12 protein-coding genes are annotated in these 15,876 nt (G+C 48.3%); 6 read left to right on the top strand and 6 right to left on the bottom strand.

Features of this window, described 5'->3' with window-relative positions; genetic code table 11:
* Window positions 1-161 precede the first annotated feature (161 nt).
* A complete protein-coding gene (locus ABD880_RS00495) occupies window positions 162-740 on the top strand; it encodes a TMEM175 family protein (protein WP_345161219.1) in 579 nt (192 codons plus the stop codon).
* Between the two features lie 43 nt (window positions 741-783).
* Here the strand turns inward: ABD880_RS00495 and ABD880_RS00490 are convergent, their stop codons facing one another.
* Entirely contained in the window at window positions 784-3,861 is a 3,078-nt protein-coding gene (locus tag ABD880_RS00490) for an HD domain-containing protein (protein ID WP_345161217.1), read from the bottom strand.
* Window positions 3,862-4,025: 164 nt separating this feature from the next.
* Between ABD880_RS00490 and hrpB the strand changes: the two genes are divergently transcribed.
* Window positions 4,026-6,464: an ATP-dependent helicase HrpB gene (gene hrpB / locus ABD880_RS00485; protein ID WP_345161216.1), complete on the top strand. Its 2,439-nt coding sequence runs from the start codon at window positions 4,026-4,028 to the stop codon at window positions 6,462-6,464.
* A gap of 1,050 nt (window positions 6,465-7,514) precedes the next feature.
* On the opposite strand, the gene ABD880_RS00480 is transcribed toward hrpB, so the two are convergent.
* Complete coding sequence (locus ABD880_RS00480; RefSeq protein ID WP_345161215.1) at window positions 7,515-7,871, bottom strand: hypothetical protein; 357 nt, start codon at window positions 7,869-7,871, stop codon at window positions 7,515-7,517.
* A 296-nt stretch (window positions 7,872-8,167) separates the two neighbouring features.
* On the opposite strand from ABD880_RS00480, the gene ABD880_RS00475 reads away from it, so the two are divergent.
* Window positions 8,168-9,007: a tetratricopeptide repeat protein gene (locus ABD880_RS00475; RefSeq protein WP_345161214.1), complete on the top strand. Its 840-nt coding sequence runs from the start codon at window positions 8,168-8,170 to the stop codon at window positions 9,005-9,007.
* Window positions 9,008-9,163: 156 nt separating this feature from the next.
* The gene (locus ABD880_RS00470; RefSeq protein ID WP_345161213.1) at window positions 9,164-9,403 is read left to right on the top strand and encodes a hypothetical protein; all 240 of its coding nucleotides are present in this window, start codon (window positions 9,164-9,166) and stop codon (window positions 9,401-9,403) included.
* Between the two features lie 79 nt (window positions 9,404-9,482).
* On the opposite strand, the gene ABD880_RS00465 is transcribed toward ABD880_RS00470, so the two are convergent.
* The 3 genes from ABD880_RS00465 to ABD880_RS00455 form a co-directional block, all read right to left on the bottom strand.
* On the bottom strand, window positions 9,483-9,914 hold the full coding sequence (locus ABD880_RS00465) for a hypothetical protein (RefSeq protein WP_345161212.1): 432 nt from the start codon (window positions 9,912-9,914) through the stop codon (window positions 9,483-9,485).
* Between the two features lie 46 nt (window positions 9,915-9,960).
* A complete protein-coding gene (locus ABD880_RS00460; protein WP_345161211.1) occupies window positions 9,961-10,161 on the bottom strand; it encodes a hypothetical protein in 201 nt (66 codons plus the stop codon).
* Window positions 10,162-11,098: 937 nt separating this feature from the next.
* Complete coding sequence (locus ABD880_RS00455) at window positions 11,099-12,742, bottom strand: protein adenylyltransferase SelO (RefSeq protein WP_345161209.1); 1,644 nt, start codon at window positions 12,740-12,742, stop codon at window positions 11,099-11,101.
* 309 nt (window positions 12,743-13,051) lie between these two features.
* Here ABD880_RS00455 and ABD880_RS00450 point away from each other — a divergent pair, with 309 nt between their 5' ends.
* A complete protein-coding gene (locus tag ABD880_RS00450; protein WP_345161207.1) occupies window positions 13,052-13,420 on the top strand; it encodes a cupin domain-containing protein in 369 nt (122 codons plus the stop codon).
* Window positions 13,421-13,479: 59 nt separating this feature from the next.
* Here ABD880_RS00450 and ABD880_RS00445 read toward each other — a convergent pair whose 3' ends face one another.
* On the bottom strand, window positions 13,480-13,866 hold the full coding sequence (locus tag ABD880_RS00445) for a hypothetical protein (RefSeq protein WP_345161205.1): 387 nt from the start codon (window positions 13,864-13,866) through the stop codon (window positions 13,480-13,482).
* Window positions 13,867-14,276: 410 nt separating this feature from the next.
* Between ABD880_RS00445 and ABD880_RS00440 the strand changes: the two genes are divergently transcribed.
* Window positions 14,277-15,833, top strand: coding sequence for a GAF domain-containing protein (locus ABD880_RS00440; protein ID WP_345161204.1), 1,557 nt, complete (start codon window positions 14,277-14,279; stop codon window positions 15,831-15,833).
* Window positions 15,834-15,876 lie beyond the last annotated feature (43 nt).

Raw genomic sequence — 15,876 nt, 5'->3', positions numbered from 1 at the left:
ATCGGTTTTCAGGCTATTTTCTGGAAAACAGGCTAAAAAAACGACCAGCCCGCCCCAATTTCTGAGGGAGAAAGACATATAGCTGTTTCTACATATACCGGATTGTTGTACCTTCCCTTTTGTAAGCAGTAACGTGCGCCCCACCGGGCAAACCCGCAACCATGAACAAAGGACGGCTAGAAGCATTTAGTGATGGCGTGTTGGCCATCATCATTACCATTATGGTACTGGAGATGAAGGTACCGCACAACCCCAACTGGGAGGCCCTGGCCCCGCTCCTGCCCGTGTTCCTGAGCTATGTGCTCAGTTTTATTTACATTGGCATTTACTGGAACAACCACCACCACATGCTCCACAGCGCCAGCAAGGTGAACGGAAACATTCTCTGGGCTAACCTGCACCTGCTCTTCTGGCTGTCGTTGATTCCCTTTGCCACCGGCTGGATGGGCGAAAACAGCTTCGCGCCGGCGGCTACGGCCCTGTATGGCGGCATCCTGCTTTTGTGCTCTATTGCCTACTGGGTGCTGGAGCAGACCATCATTCAAAAGAACGGCAAAGACTCTCTCCTCGCCAAAGCCATTGGCCAAGACCTGAAAGGCAAACTCTCCCCGCTCTTGTACCTGACCGGCATAGCCCTCTCCTTCTGGAGTCCCTGGGCCGCGAACGGCGTCTATGTGCTGGTAGCGTTGATGTGGTTGATACCGGATAGGAGGATTGAGCGGGTATATGAGGAGAGGTAAATTCTACATGAGGTTATTACACAAATTGAGCATAATATTGGTATTAACTTATTCCTTCAGTCTTTAGGAAATCATCTTTTGAAAGATTTAGGCTAATATCTGGCTTATGCTCAGCAGGCAATAATGTTCTTAGCCTAGAAAGTACTTGGTTAACACCATCAATTCTATCATGTAAAGGAAAATAATACCGGCGTAATAACAAATTTAATAATTGGAAACAATAATGATTAAAATTGTCAAACAACACAGGAAATGACTTAATATACCACTGCACAAGGCGATGGGATTCATTAATAAAAGTTTCTGCAACAACAACAGATTCATTTTCAAATGGAATAATTCTTAATGGATCAATTTCATCTAAATTAACATTAAAACTAGTTTTAACTCCATTTATTAATAAAGTATTAAATTGATCGTATTCAGATGGGCTACGCAATCTTAATGATATATTAAAATTAATTAATAAAGCATAACTAAAAATACTATTAAAAAATGTCCTGTAAGAATATGAATTAGAATAAGTAAGTGGCAATAATTCTACTTTACCAGCCTCTTGACTCACCAATTCCACAATACTCAATTCTTCATTATTTGAAGCATTTACAAAGACTCTCTGGTTATCCCAAAACGCTTTATTTTTTTCATAAAATTTACTACTATTAATCTCTTTAATAGAAAAATAATTTGTATTTTCTATTCTATCAAAAAAATTAAATTCATTATTTGAGTATCTAGCAAGCCTATTTAGTTTCCTTAAGCTAAAAATGCTATTTGCAACTATTTTAAAACTCAATTCCTTAATTTCGTTCCTAGCAACGCTCAGTTGCGGCAAAAAGTCATCTTCAAAATAAAGAACGCCTAAAAATCCATAACCAGAAGAACTAAAGTCATTGCTACGACCATTGAAACCTAATAAATTTTTATTAAATAGAAATTTATTAGAAGAATCTCTCATAACCACACCATTATGACTTAACAATAAACTGTTATAATGCTTAAAGGCTTCTGTAGCACATACAGATATATTAGGAATTGTTATAGAAGATAGTGCGTTTTCAAACTTATATATTACTTTCTCTTCCTTATTAGTATTTTCAATTTTAATCTTTTTAACAAACTCTGCAATTACATCTTTGTTATCAACTCTTATAGAAACAGACTTATTTGACCAATCAAAACTATTTTGACTAAGTTCTGGTGAATTTATTCCAAAAAATACTACCTGCCCTTTTAGGTTACTTTCTAAAGATTCATTTGTAATATCAATAGGAATTATGTCAAGACTAATCCCTGAAGGAATTTGTAAATCAAACAATGATTGAATATCTTCAATTACTTCAGATGTAACAGGTAGTGAAGATTCTTCAGCCCAAGGCTTAAGTAGAATATCGTTAAAGTCGCCACCAATGACTTCTCCATTATATAATATTGGGACGGGAGAACACAGAACAAAATCTTCTAATTTAGCCTTAAAATTAAATCCAAAATACTCACGTCTAGTCATTAGCCTTACAGCAATAGAAGTGCCTGGCCTTCTTCTATAACCAAACTCAGGACCACCTGAAGAGGGCATAGCATTTGCGACATGTCTTTCTCTGTTTGACTGTAAAACAAAAATCCCATTTTGATTTTCTACAGATACTCTAAATGATTGAGGCATAGGTTTACCATCCTCACCATGAAATCTAGTATTTAATTCAATTTTATCCCCGACTATAAAACATGAAAGTAAACCTATTCCAAATCTGCTAATTGGAACAAACTCTTCACCAGTCTTATTTTGAAGTAATATTCTTTCTAACTTAAATCTATCAGAGTTATAATAAGAGTCACCTTTTTTAAGCAAATGGTTAAGAATTATTTTTTCATCCATTCCACAACCAAAATCATCAATTCTTACCCAATTATACCCTTCAATATCAGAAAAGAAAGATACTTCAATTGGTTCAACAACAAATTCTGTATTTTTTATTCTTTCTAGGTATAATCTATATCGACTTGCATCAATGGCATTTTGCAATAATTCTCTTATAAATACAAACTCATCATCATACAAGCCTTCGCCCGTTAAAAGATTCAAGATCTTATCTTCTGATAAACTAAAATGATAATTGCCTGACTTATAGTTAACACTTCTAATTCCAGTTTCATCTATTTCAAGCGGTAACTTAAAGTCTTGCCACTTTGGTGAACAAAATCTTAATAAATCAGAACAGCTTTGCAATTCTTGATATATTAATTTCAAAAAATTCCTTATACCAACTTCAATTTTAGGATGAGTAGGTGCCGCCTTATAATACAAGTACTTAACATCCTTATCAGTTTTAAAATCAAATCCTCTTGATTGCAGGTGTTTACCCCATTCTTCAGAACTTACTTTCTCTGCACTGTTCTTAGGATTATTTAACTCTAGATAATCAAAAACGCTTTGAGGGCTTCTTGTGTTATCAAAATCTAATATATCCGCTAACCTTAAAATTATAGAACAAAATTTTAAATCGCAGTTCCCATGAAAATTTTCATTAAGCTCTAGGCTATTCTTTATAAAATCTACAGAAAAATTATGACTTTCGCATACAGCACCAAGTTCATTTTTAAAAGGAATACCTTCGAAAAATAAAGGATAATCAACATCATTTAAGTGCAAGAAGTCCCATACTCTGTTTGCGTGGCTCCACCTGCAAAACCATTCAACTAACTCTGAGGTTGCTTGTTTATTATTTACCTCAAATATTAATTTTGCTTTAATATTATCGTCTAGAAAAGCGACAAACCTCTCATCCTCAACTACTTTTTTAATTTCATCTTCACTAAAAACCATTCCAACATCATGATACACAGCACTTAATATCAATATAACACTCTCAAGCAAGGAAACTTTTGTTATATCATCATTTAATAACTCTCCGTAAATCCTTATAATGTTCTTTTGATGACGACTATTATGTAATGTGTATTTAGGAAAAGCTTTTATATAATTATCTAATAAAGGCAATGTTATATCAATATGCTTATTAACTAAAACGACTACTTCTTCATGACCCTTAGAAATATCTAAAAAATATTCCCAAAATTTCAAGCCACTAAAAGGGTGTGCAACCTTGTTATCTGTTTTCACGATTATTTTTAAAGTTAAGAAATGGCATTAATAAGATAGGTGCAGTTAAGGTATTGTTCTTTTTATTAAAATAAATAAAAACTCAATCATTTTCAAAGGATGTATATCTTATTGACTAAAGATTGTTAATGTACCTTTGTAGTAAAATTTAACCCTTCTTCCCCTTGCCTTTCGACCCATTTACCATAGACCTGCCCGTTCGGGAGATTATCCCTTCCGTGCGGGAACACCTTGCCGCCCAGAACACGCTGATTGTGAACGCGCCTCCGGGGGCGGGCAAGAGTACCCTGTTGCCGCTGGCCCTCTTAGACGAATCCTGGCTGAAGGGGCAGAAAATCATCATGCTGGAACCCCGTCGGCTGGCGGCCCGCACCATTGCCGAACGGCTGGCGCAACTGCTGGGCCAGGAGGTGGGCCAGACCGTGGGCTACCGCATCCGGTTTGAGAACCGCACCTCAGAGAAAACCCGCCTGGAGGTAGTCACCGAGGGCATTCTCACCCGCATGCTCCACTCAGATAACGCGCTCAACGGCGTGGGCCTGGTCATTTTTGACGAGTTCCATGAGCGGAGCATCCACGCAGACGTAGCCATGGCCCTGGCGCGCGAAGCCCAGTCCACCCAGCGCCCAGACCTGCGCATTCTGGTCATGAGCGCCACCCTCAACATGCCCCAGCTCACCCGCCTGCTCAACGCCCCCGCCGTAGAGAGCCAGGGCCGGCAATACCCCATCCACGTGCAATACGCCGGCGAGACCGATGCCCAACTGCTGCATGAAATGACCGACCGCGCCATACGCAAGGCCCTGCAAGAACAGCAAGGCGATGTGCTGGTGTTTCTGCCCGGCGAGCAGGATATCAGAAAAGTAGAAGCCCTGCTCCGGAAGGGCCTGCGCGAGGTGGCCATCCACCCGCTGTACGGCATGTTGCCCCCCGGCAAGCAGTACGCCGCCATTATGCCAGACCGCAACGGCAAGCGCAAAGTGGTGCTGGCTACCTCCATTGCCGAGACCAGCCTCACCATTGAGGGCGTGACCGTGGTCATAGACACCGGCTTCGCGAAAACCCAGCGCTTTGACCCCGCCACTGGCCTGAGTAGGCTAGAGACGGTGCGCATCTCCAAAGACGCCGCCGACCAACGCGCCGGTCGGGCCGGGCGTTTAGGCCCCGGTACCTGTTACCGCCTCTGGACCGAAGCCCTGCACGAACGCCTGGCCCCGCACCGCACCCCCGAGATTCAGGAAGCCGACTTGGCACCGCTGGTGCTGGACATGGCCGCCTGGGGCATATCAGACATCAGGGCCTTGACCTGGCTCACGCCACCGCCCAAAGCCGCTCTGTTGTACGCCCAGGAAACCCTGCACCAGCTCAACGCCCTGGAGAACGGCCGCATCACGGAGCACGGCCGCACCATGCACGCCCTGCCCACGCACCCGCGTTTGGCCCACATGTTGCTGGCCGCCCAAGAAAGCGACCAACTGGCCCTGGCCACTGATATTGCCGCCCTGCTGGAAGAACGTGACCCCTTGCCCCGCGAAGCCGGCATTGACCTGAACCTGCGTATTGAGGCCCTGCGCCGAACCCGCAAAGAAGGACTGCACCAAAAGCGCTTCTCCAAGATTGACAAGATTGCCTCCTCTTACCGCCGCATGTTTTCCATTGAGCCCGAAAACTCCGCGGTAGACCCCTATGAAACCGGCGTGTTGCTGGCCAACTGCTACCCAGAGCGCATCGCCTACGCGAGGCCCGGCAACAACGCCCAGTTCCAGCTGGCCAACGGCAAGTACGCCTCTGCCGGCCACCGCGATGACCTGGCCCATGACCCCTGGCTGGCCATTGCGCACCTGCACGCCGGCGGCGATGGTCCGGGCCGCATTTTCCTGGCCTCGCCGCTCAACCCCAAAGACCTGGCCCCGCTAGTCAAGCAGAAAGACGTAGTCTCCTGGGACCCTGAGGAAGGCGAATTAACCGCTTCCCGCGACATGCGCATTGGCTCCATCGTGCTCCAAAGCAAACCCCTACCCGAGCCTGACGAGCGTTTCTTAGTGCAAGCCATCTGCGAAACCATCAAACGCGAAGGCGAGGACTGGCTGAACTTCTCTGAGGCCGTCAAGCAGTTTCAGAACCGCGTGCTGTGTCTTAGAAAATGGCACCCCACCGAAGGCTTCCCCGATATCAGTACCCCTACCCTGCTCATGACCTGCAACGAGTGGCTGGCCTACCATCTGGAAGACGTCCAGATTGGCCAGGACCTCCTGGATATTGACTTGTTGCCGCTACTGCAAAATATGTTGGGTAAAGAACAACGTGAGCGGCTGGAAGAACTGGCTCCTGCTACTTTGGCTTTGCCAGACAGCCATCCAGTGGAACTGTACTACCCAGACAATGCCCAGCCCCCCATCATGGAAGTGCGCCTGCAGGACGTCTTTGACTGGGAGCATAACCCCACCGTAGACGGCGGCGACGTGGGCGTGGCTTTGCACCTGCTTACTCCAGATTTAAAGCCTTTGAAAGTGGTGAACAGCCTGCATTACTTCTGGCAGGAAGAATACCGCTTGATGCGCGGCTCTTTGAAGGCACGGTTTCCGAAGGTGGAGTGGAGGTAAAATAATTGCTGATTGTTAATTGCTAATTGTTTGGCAATAGACGCACAGGCCTCACAGGTACTATAAACTTGTGAGGCCTTTGTATTTAGACAGCTTCCGTTTTTGGCTTGTTTTGAGGAAATCAGGCGGAAAATAGAAGTCTTTTTTTGATGCATTTCCGTTGACTGTTCCCTTGGAGATTTCGCTTGTTCCGGTGCGCACTACCTTTAATGTTTCATCTTTTCTGGTAAGCGCTCATGGCCGCGGGGCCTCGTCCTGGCCCTTCGCACTGCTGTTGTACTCTGGGCCTTCGGCCCCGCCCTGCCGGGCGACGAAACAACAGAGGCGCTCAGAACCAAGACTGGTTTCGGTCCCAATTCTGTATAAGCTGGATGGCTAATCCTGGTGTTTATAGGTAATGGCCGTCCTTATCGCTGCAGAGGCACGCGTGCCAAGGCACGGTTGTAACCATCTCCATTCCCGTGGCCATGGTTCAAGTCTTTGACTTGGACCCATGATGCAGGCAGTTTTCAACTGCCCTGAAGCCCTGGCTTCAACCGGCGCATTCCGTCCCCCTTTGAAGGGGGTAGGGGGATGACGAGGGCGCTTGCCATATAGAACTGCTACTACTCAAAGGACCTTGTGGCGCGCATAGCACCTGCGAGCGTTTGTAGCAACTGCCCCTGCTAAACGTATATCCTCCCTAGGCGAGTCTCCAAACAAGTAGCGTCTGCTCCTAGGACGGCTTCAACCGCAGACTCCCCCCTTGAGGGTTGCCCAAACGGGAGTTTGAGGCACCGAGCGTAGCTCTAAGGGGGGTGTTGACACCAGCAGATAAAACTGACAGAAAGAGGCAATGCGCCAAAGACAAGGCAGTGCCTGGTCTCTACTTTATGGAACGCCAATCTTCTAAACTTAACCTTCTCCCTAGAGGGAAAAGGAACTGCACTAGTGCGTTTTTGGGCTATTTCTTGGAAAACAGGGCAAAAACGCGTCTGACGGCAAACTAGAAGGCACAAAAAAGAGGCGCAGATATTTCTGCGCCTCTTTTCTTAAAAGCATTGGTGAAAGCTATTTGTTCTTTTTCACATTCAGCTCTTTAGTGCTGGTGTTTTTGTTGCCTTCGCCAGTTGTAGCGCTGCTTTGACCGCCAGTACCAGCGGTGGAAGCGGAAATGGTATTTCCTTTAGCGCTACTGCCTTGGTTGGAGCTTCCGCTTTTGCTGGCTGAACTCCCAGATCTGCTCAAGTACAAGCCATAGGCCAATAGCCCCACGCCCGCCGCGAAGGCCACGTATGATTTATCCTTGTTGTGCAGGGACTGGTAAAACTTGACGCCAGATTCTGCCGGGTCTGAGATGATGGCAGAAATCTCAGATGGGTTTTGAATCAGGTCGGCTAGTGATTTAGGTTCTAGGTTATTTTCCATAGTTGTAGCGTGTAAGGTTTGATGGTGGTGTAGAATACGGCGATTCTCACGGGAAGATGCCTGCCACCCTAAAAAGATGCGCATGTCCCAACCCTCTTGGCAGTCTGTGGTTGCCAATCTCAAGGAGCTATAGGCCCACCCCGCCAAGGCTTTTAAAGGCACGCAATTTTTCTGTACCTTCCAGTATCCAATGACCTAGGCTACTTCTCTCCCAGTGCGGCGCCTACTTGTTACAGGTACAAGGTCGTTTACTTATAGCAGCCTCTTTCAACCCATTAGACAACCTAATTTACCAGATGATTGTCCGTTTATGTCCGGCCTTGGTGCTTTTGTTCCTCCTCTCCTGCGCCCCTTCCAAACCTGTCCCAACGGCGGCTCCTGCGTCGGTTACGCAAAAGGCAAAACCTGCTGCCCGCCCCTATACTGCTGAACCTACCTCTACCGGCCACAACAACCAAGTGCAGGTAATCACCACGGGCACGCCCTCGGGTTCTGGCGGCGGCACGCGGGTGGTGTTCAAGGGTTCTAATAACCTGCTGGAAGTCATTCAGCACAATCCCGTCTTCTTTGACAGTCCTGCCAGAGACGTACTCATCATTGAAGGCGACGGCAACGTGATCAGGCTCTACAACGCGTCTTTGGTAGATATGAAACCAGAATTGGCTAAAACCCTGGTATTGGTGGGCAACAAGCAAAAATATGTAGTGTCGCTTTCCGGCGAGGTTCCTTTAAAAAGGCAACCAGTTTCTATTGACACGGTCTTCATGGAAACCAGACCGTTGCAGGCGGCTACCTATACCCAAGACCTGCAGCATAATACGGAGGGATTAGAATACGTAAAGAAATACCTGGCTAAAATTGCCCTCGGCGAAGCCCAGGCCTACTATGACCTCGCGCAGGTTTATCATCTGGGATTACATGACGTGCCGGTGGCCATGGACAAGGCTATTGCGCTATATGAATACGGCGCTACCCGCCAGGACATAGAGTCCATCCGGCGCCTGGGCGACCTCTATGCCAACGGCACCTTTGACACGCCTCCTAATCTACAGAAAGCCAGGTATTACTACTCACTGGGTGCTCAGTTAAAAGACGAATACTGTCAGAAATACTTAGCAGAGTTACCTGTACGCTAACCATCTTGCTACTAGGCCAGCTTCTATGCTAGCTGTTCATTAGATTAATTTAGTACTATTCTAAATTACTTAAATATGCTGACGCCGTGAAACATACTTGGGCCCTATATGGGTATAACCTTATAAATAGATGTTTCACCTTAACGGTATATAGATATGGAAGCCACTTGCAATCATTGTGCCCACTGGGCCCAAGACTCTAAGATAGTAGAAACCCAAAGCAATCAGTTTGGCGTGTGTGATGAGCTCACCGGCCAGCACGCCATGAACCCAGAATACGTGTTGCCTTTGGTGCATGAAGGTCCTGAGGACTCTAAGCCTAAACAGTTTGAAATGATCACCGGTGCCATGTTTGGTTGTAACCACTTTGATGAGCGTCGCTCTTGGGTACAATAAGCATTCACCGTTACCAACATAAAAAAAGGTCCTCTTTCTGCTAGAAAGAGGACCTTTTGCTTTTAACAATGTTCATTGCTTAGTCTAACCAAGCAGACCATGGCAGTCTACTCAAAATCAACACCAGGCCCAGTCCATAGAAAATCACAATAGACTTAAAGCCTTGCGTGGTTCCAATTTGGCGCTTGGCCTTGGCGTAGCCTATGGTAATGAAGACCACCGCCAGAATCATCATCAAGGGGTGCTCCAGAAAATAAAGGCGCGCCGTAGAGTCCTTCATGCCGGCACCCGAAAAGTTAGAAATGCCCAGCGGCGACACCAGGTACAGTACCAGTCCAATCACCCATTGCAAGTGCGTAGGAATTAAGCCCAGCAGGCTCATTTTCCTGTTTTGCGCTGTATAGGTTTTATTGCCCATTAGGCCGGCCACCGCCATGAGCCAAGAAATCAACAATCCGATCAAAACCAGATACGCCAAATAAGAGTGTAGATGCTGTAATCCTGTGTACATAGTATACGATTTGGTTTGTTTGGTAAATATAGGGATTACCCTCTTTTTAGGAAGTAGAATTGGAATAAGATTTATAAGGGGATAGCTTGGCTTGATAGACGAAGGGTTGTTCTGGGCGGGTGCCGCAGGGTAGTCTGCCGTTGTTGACAGGTCTTACTTGGATGCCTTGCCGTTGCCGGCTGTGATGGTTCTTGCCGTGGTAGGTTGTATTACGGGCGCCTTGGTTGGTGATATCTCTAACGACCAAGCCTGCTTATCAAGTCCCTTCTTCCTTAACAATCTGATGCCCTTGCCGTGGTTGGTGCCCTCTACAAAGCTATACTACTAACCTCTACTGCGCCGCCGTTGTTGGTGTTCTCACCAACGACCGCTGCTGCTTCTCCAGCTGCCTTTCTCTGAAATAAGGCTTTGGTGCACGCATTTGGCTGTTGCCTTGGCACTGCCGTTTGTTCCGGTGCGCACCACCTTTCTTGTTGCATTTTGTCTGTTAAGCGCTCACGGCCGCGGGGCCCCGTCTTGGCCTTTCGCACTGCTGTTGTACTCTGGGCCTTTGGCCCCGCCCTGCCGGGCGACGAAACAACAGAGGCGCTCAGAGCCAAGACTGGTTCTGGTTCCAATCCTGCTAAGGCTTATTGGCTGATTGGCAGGTTGTAGGCAATGGCGGTCCTTGTCGCTGCAGAGTCACGCGTGCTGCGCACGGCTGTAACTATCTCCTTTCCCATAGCCATGGTTCAAGTCTTTGACTTGGACCCATGATGGCAGGCAGTTTGCAACTACCCGGGCATTGCTACTTTAACACGCATTCCGTCCCCCTTTGGAGGGGGTGGGGGAGGACAGGCGCTCTTTCAGACTCATGACTCGCGACTCATGACTCAGAACTAAACAAGTGGCATCCTGCTGGACTTGCGAGTGTCTGCGCCAAGGGCGGTTGTTTGGGCAAATTTTCCCCTTGAGAGGGCGAAGGGGTGTAAACATTAAAAGGTGAATCGCGCCTGCTAATGCAGTAAAATAAGAATAAGATGACAAGACAGATAGAAAGCCCCACTCAGCAGGGAGAGGAAAGTACTAAGCTCGGTTTTTTGGCTATTTTCTAGGAAACAGGCCAAAAACGAACCTGCCCTAAATCATAAAGCCGAAGAGAGATTTCTTCGGCTTTATGATGTTCCTTAACGCCATGTCACCTGTTATGAACTGCAAGACAACATGGAGCAGCCTGCCTTTTGACTGGCCCAGTCGGGGCGTTTGGTGAAGAACTGGTCGTGGGCCTTGCTGTATGGGTCCTTCATGGCGGTTTGCAGCTGGGTGAACAACTGGTCGTCACCTTTGGTGAGGCCTTCTATAGCTTGGTGCAACAGGTAGTTTCTCAGGATGAACCGCGGGTTAGCCTTCCGCATGAGGTCTTGAGAGGCTTCTCTGGAGATAGTGTTGCTCTTTAAGCGTTCTGTATAGGCTTTTAGCATGGCATAGAACAAAGCGCTTTCGCGTTTGCCCGGCGAAGTGTAATAGCTGTCTGCAAAGTACGCGATGGCTTCTTCTTCGGTGCCCAGTTCCAACGGCATATCAATCAACAACTGATAGAAGATGGTCATGTCGGGCTGCAGCTCGGCCAGGGTTTCTTCCCATTGCGTAATGAACGCTGGATCCTTTTCGCGCACTTGGTCTAGACCCAATTTCTTACCCATCATTGCGAAGTACTTTTGGTAATACACTTCGCTGTAGGTTTCTAGCAGGGCCACCAGTTCTTTGCTGTCTGGTAACAAGGTGGCTAATGCACTGGCCAGGCAGCCCAGGTTCCAGTAGGCAATGTTGGCCTGCTTCCCGAAGGCATATCTGCGGCCCGGTAAATCGGTGGTATTGGGCGTAAAGTCGGGGTCATAATCGTCCAGGAACGAGTACGGACCATAGTCAATGGTAAGGCCCAAAATGGACATGTTATCCGTGTTCATGACACCGTGCACAAAGCCCACGCGCAGCCACTCCGTGATCATAAAGGCGGTGCGGTCCATGATTTCTTTAAACCACGGCAGCATCTTCTCCTCTAGCGAGGAGCCCTGGATGTGTGGATAGTAGTGGGTGATGGTCCATTCCACCAGTTGGCGCAGGTTGTCCAACTCCTGCCGGGCGGCGGGCATCTCAAAACTCCCGAACCTCAAAAAGCTGGGCGCCACCCGCATGACAATGGCTCCGGGCTCAAACTCGGGGTTGCCGTTGTAGAACATGTCGCGCATGACCTGGTCACCGGTAGATACCAGACTCAAAGCCCGGGTAGTGGGCACGCCCAGATAATGCATGGCCTCGCTCATCAAATACTCCCGCACAGAGGAACGTAGTACCGCTCTTCCGTCTGCCCTTCTGGAGTAGGCGGTAGGGCCGGCACCTTTCAATTGTAGTTCCCAGGACTGGCCGCTGGGCGTGGTCCACTCACCCAGGGTCATGGCGCGGCCGTCGCCTAGCTGCCCCGCCCAGTTGCCAAACTGGTGTCCGGCGTAGCAGGCGGCATAGGGTTGCATGGTGGGGGCCACGGCATTTCCACCCAGAATGTCTATTTCTTCCTGAGTCACCGGCTTTTCTATGCCCAGTTCCTGCGCCAGTTCCTCAGACCAAGCCAGCAAGGTTACTTTCTTGACCGGCGTAGGCAGGACTTTGCTGTACAGCATACCCGGCGTCTGCCGCGGACGGGTATCACCGGAGTCGTCGCCGGGAAAAGCCTGTACAAATTCGTTTTTATATGCTTGTGTGTGTAAGCGCTCCATAGGATTCTTGTAAACGTGCTGCGAGTTAGAGGGAATGCGCGGCAAAACCAAACCTGCCGTCCTTTCCTCTAGCATACCTAAACACCATGGCATCAAAAATAGTTGTTGGGTCACTACTTTAGACACCCTACTCCCCTTGTTGGCATTGGCAGGACTTCTCTCCTTGCTTCCCTTTAGAAACACCTCCGTTTTTAGGCTATTTTCCAGAAAACAAGCCAAAAACGGGCTTTAGGATTCAGCAGAAATTTGGACCAGGTTCTCGTATTGCCTCTGCCATCTAAAGATTTTTCCAGTGCCAGGGCATCTTCTTGGCCTGTGGGCAGTACAAGCTATGACCACGGTTACTTACCAGATGTTGTACTTAAAACAGTCAATGATACACCCATGATACGAGCCTATAAACTTTACGCAGATGCCACGGGCAATTCCAGGGTAGTCCAAGGAACTGTGCCTGACCGGCAGAACATAGACGTCTACCAACTGGAGTTCAAAGAGACGCCGTCGCCGGCCTTTTATGACTGGCACACCGCCCCTTTTCTACAGTATGTGTTGACGCTTTCGGGCACCCTTGAGTTTACCACCAGTACCGCAGAAGTGTTCATCCTTAAACCCGGTGACGTCTTGCTGGCCGCAGATGTAACCGGGGCTGGTCATAAATGGCGTCTGTTGGATGAAAACCCCTGGCGGCGCGCGTACATTAGGCTAGCCAAGATAGAAGACGCTCAGTTCATAGAAGACCAAGAAGAAGCTTAAACTAGAAAGAGGAGGCACCTACGGGTACCTCCTCTTTCTTTTAAGCGGTTTATTGATGGTTAGGAAGACTGCTGGCTAAGCTGGCCTACCATCTCATCTACCGTTTCTTTGGTGAAGCCTATGCGGCGGGCGTACTCCAGGCAGAGTTGGTACTCATTGTCTGCCATATGGCCATCTTGCAATACCATCATGATCACGGTCTGCAGTTCAAGAGTGCGTTGCAGGCCATCCTCTGGTATCACAAAAGACAACAAGGAGAGGTTGTCTGCAATAGGCTTGGTATCCTCAGGAGAGAGGTTCAGCTTGTCGCCTATAAAAATCAGGAACTCGCTTTCGTCCTGGTCTAACTGCCCATCTGCCAGGGCCGCCAATACCACGTTCTGAAAAAAGGCCAGCTTTTTCTGCTGGGTATTTAGAAGCTCATCAAAGGATTTGCCTGTTGCCATTGTCTGTGGGGTTAATTGAACATGTAATGTCTAGTTTCATACTACAATACGGCGGCAAGGTTATAAAAAGGCAGTGACAGAAAGTCTACTAGCCAGGTACTTTGCCATGCTTTCGCTGATGATTTGGCCATTGCCGTTTTTGGGCTGTTTTCTGGAAATGGGGCTAAAAACGCACCTTCCATGTGCTTTATACAAGGCGCTGGTTCCGGAGTTTCTGGCAGCCAAGAGAAGTTTGCAGGCTTCTAGCGCTTTCTTACCTGTACTGACATCTATAATGCCTGGGCCCCGTAATACGTAAAAAAAATGCGGTTTATACGGAGCCTTTCTCCCACTTCGGTTCACTTCTTTTTTGCCAATTGCTTAACTTGCCCTCTTGGTCTGTGGCAAAAGCCCCGCATGCGTCCCCTTTTATGGAAAACAAACAAGCCCCCATTGGCATTGCCATTGAGAAAAACTATGACTCAGAGTTCTGCGGAAGCATTCCTTTGCACCTGGTCAACTTGATTCAACCACATGGCGTACTGTTAACGCTTTCTACCCAGGACCTGCGCGTGGTGCAAGCCAGTGAGAACGTGCCACACCTTCTGGGCCTTGCCTTAGAAGACGTGCTGGGCCAGCCGCTCGCTAATTTTCTGCCTGCCCCCCAGATAGAAGACGTACTGGTAAAAATACAGGAGTCCAGCCACCAAGAGAAGATTCCGTTTACCTTGACGTTTACCCGCCAAGGTGAGCCCATCCAGTTTACGGCCTTGGCGCATTTAAAAGACACGTACATTTTGCTGGAGCTAGAGGAGAACCCCGCCGCTGCGGCCCAGGATTCTTTCATGGCGCTTTACCAGCAGATAAAATACATCACCTCACTGCTTAAGCAGGCCACCACCACCCAAACCGTGAGCCAGATCAGTGTAGAGGAGCTTAAAAAACTGACGGGCTTTGACCGGGTGCTCATGTACCAGTTTGACCCGCAGTGGAACGGCATTGTCATTGCCCAGGCCCGCGAACTGGACATGGACGACTACATGGGTTTGCGCTTTCCGGCCTCAGACGTGCCCAAGCAGGCCAGAGACCTGTACTTGAGCAACCCTTACCGGCTTATTCCGGCCAGAGACTATACCCCGGCTAGGTTAATTCCCGTCATCAATCCCCTCATCAGTCGGTTCACAGACCTGTCAGACTGCAACCTGCGCAGCGTGGCGGGCGTGCACCTTGAATATTTGGTGAATCTGAAGGTACAGGCGTCCATGTCTCTGCCCATCATCATTGATGACAAGCTGTGGGGCTTGATCTCCTGCCATCATAAACTGCCCAAGAACCCCAGCTATGAGCTCAGGTCGGCTATGGAGTTGTTGTCTGGCATTATATCGGCGCAGATAGCGGCCCGGGAAAAGGAGAAGAACATGGAGTTGCGGGCCCAACTACGCGACATACACGCCCAGCTGCTAGAGCAACTCTACACCTCCCCTACCTTTGCCGACGGACTGGTGAAGGAAAAGGACCCGCTTTTAAAGCTCTTAAACATTACCGGAGCCGCCGTGTTGTATGAAGGCAGTGTATGGACCAGCGGCCTAGTGCCCCCTCATCCAAGCATCAAAGAACTGGTCTATTGGTTAAAGCGCAACAAGTCTGACAAGACGTACGCCACAGACACGCTACCAAGCCAGTACGTGCGCAGCCAGGAGTTTAAAGACCTGGCCAGCGGTCTTATTGTCTTGCCCATCAATGCAGAAGAGGGTGAGTACATTCTGGGGTTCAGGCCAGAGGTGATCCAAACCATTAGCTGGGGCGGCAATCCCAACCAGGCCATCCAGATGGAGGCAGACGGCAAACGCTACCACCCCAGAAACTCTTTTGCCAGCTACCAAGAGACGGTCAAGCACACGTCCCTGCCGTGGTTGCCCGAGGAGCTGGAAGCCGCTGAGAACCTGCGCAGTGCGGTGCTTGAAAAAATCATTAAAGAAAGATACTAGCGTCTGTCGCTCTAGAGTTTACTTAGTAGAGCAATTGAGTTGT

Source organism: Nibribacter koreensis, from assembly GCF_039541795.1.
Taxonomy (GTDB): Bacteria; Bacteroidota; Bacteroidia; order Cytophagales; family Hymenobacteraceae; genus Nibribacter; species Nibribacter koreensis.
Note: the sequence above shows the minus strand (reverse complement) of the source record. Positions and strands in the feature narration are given on the sequence as shown.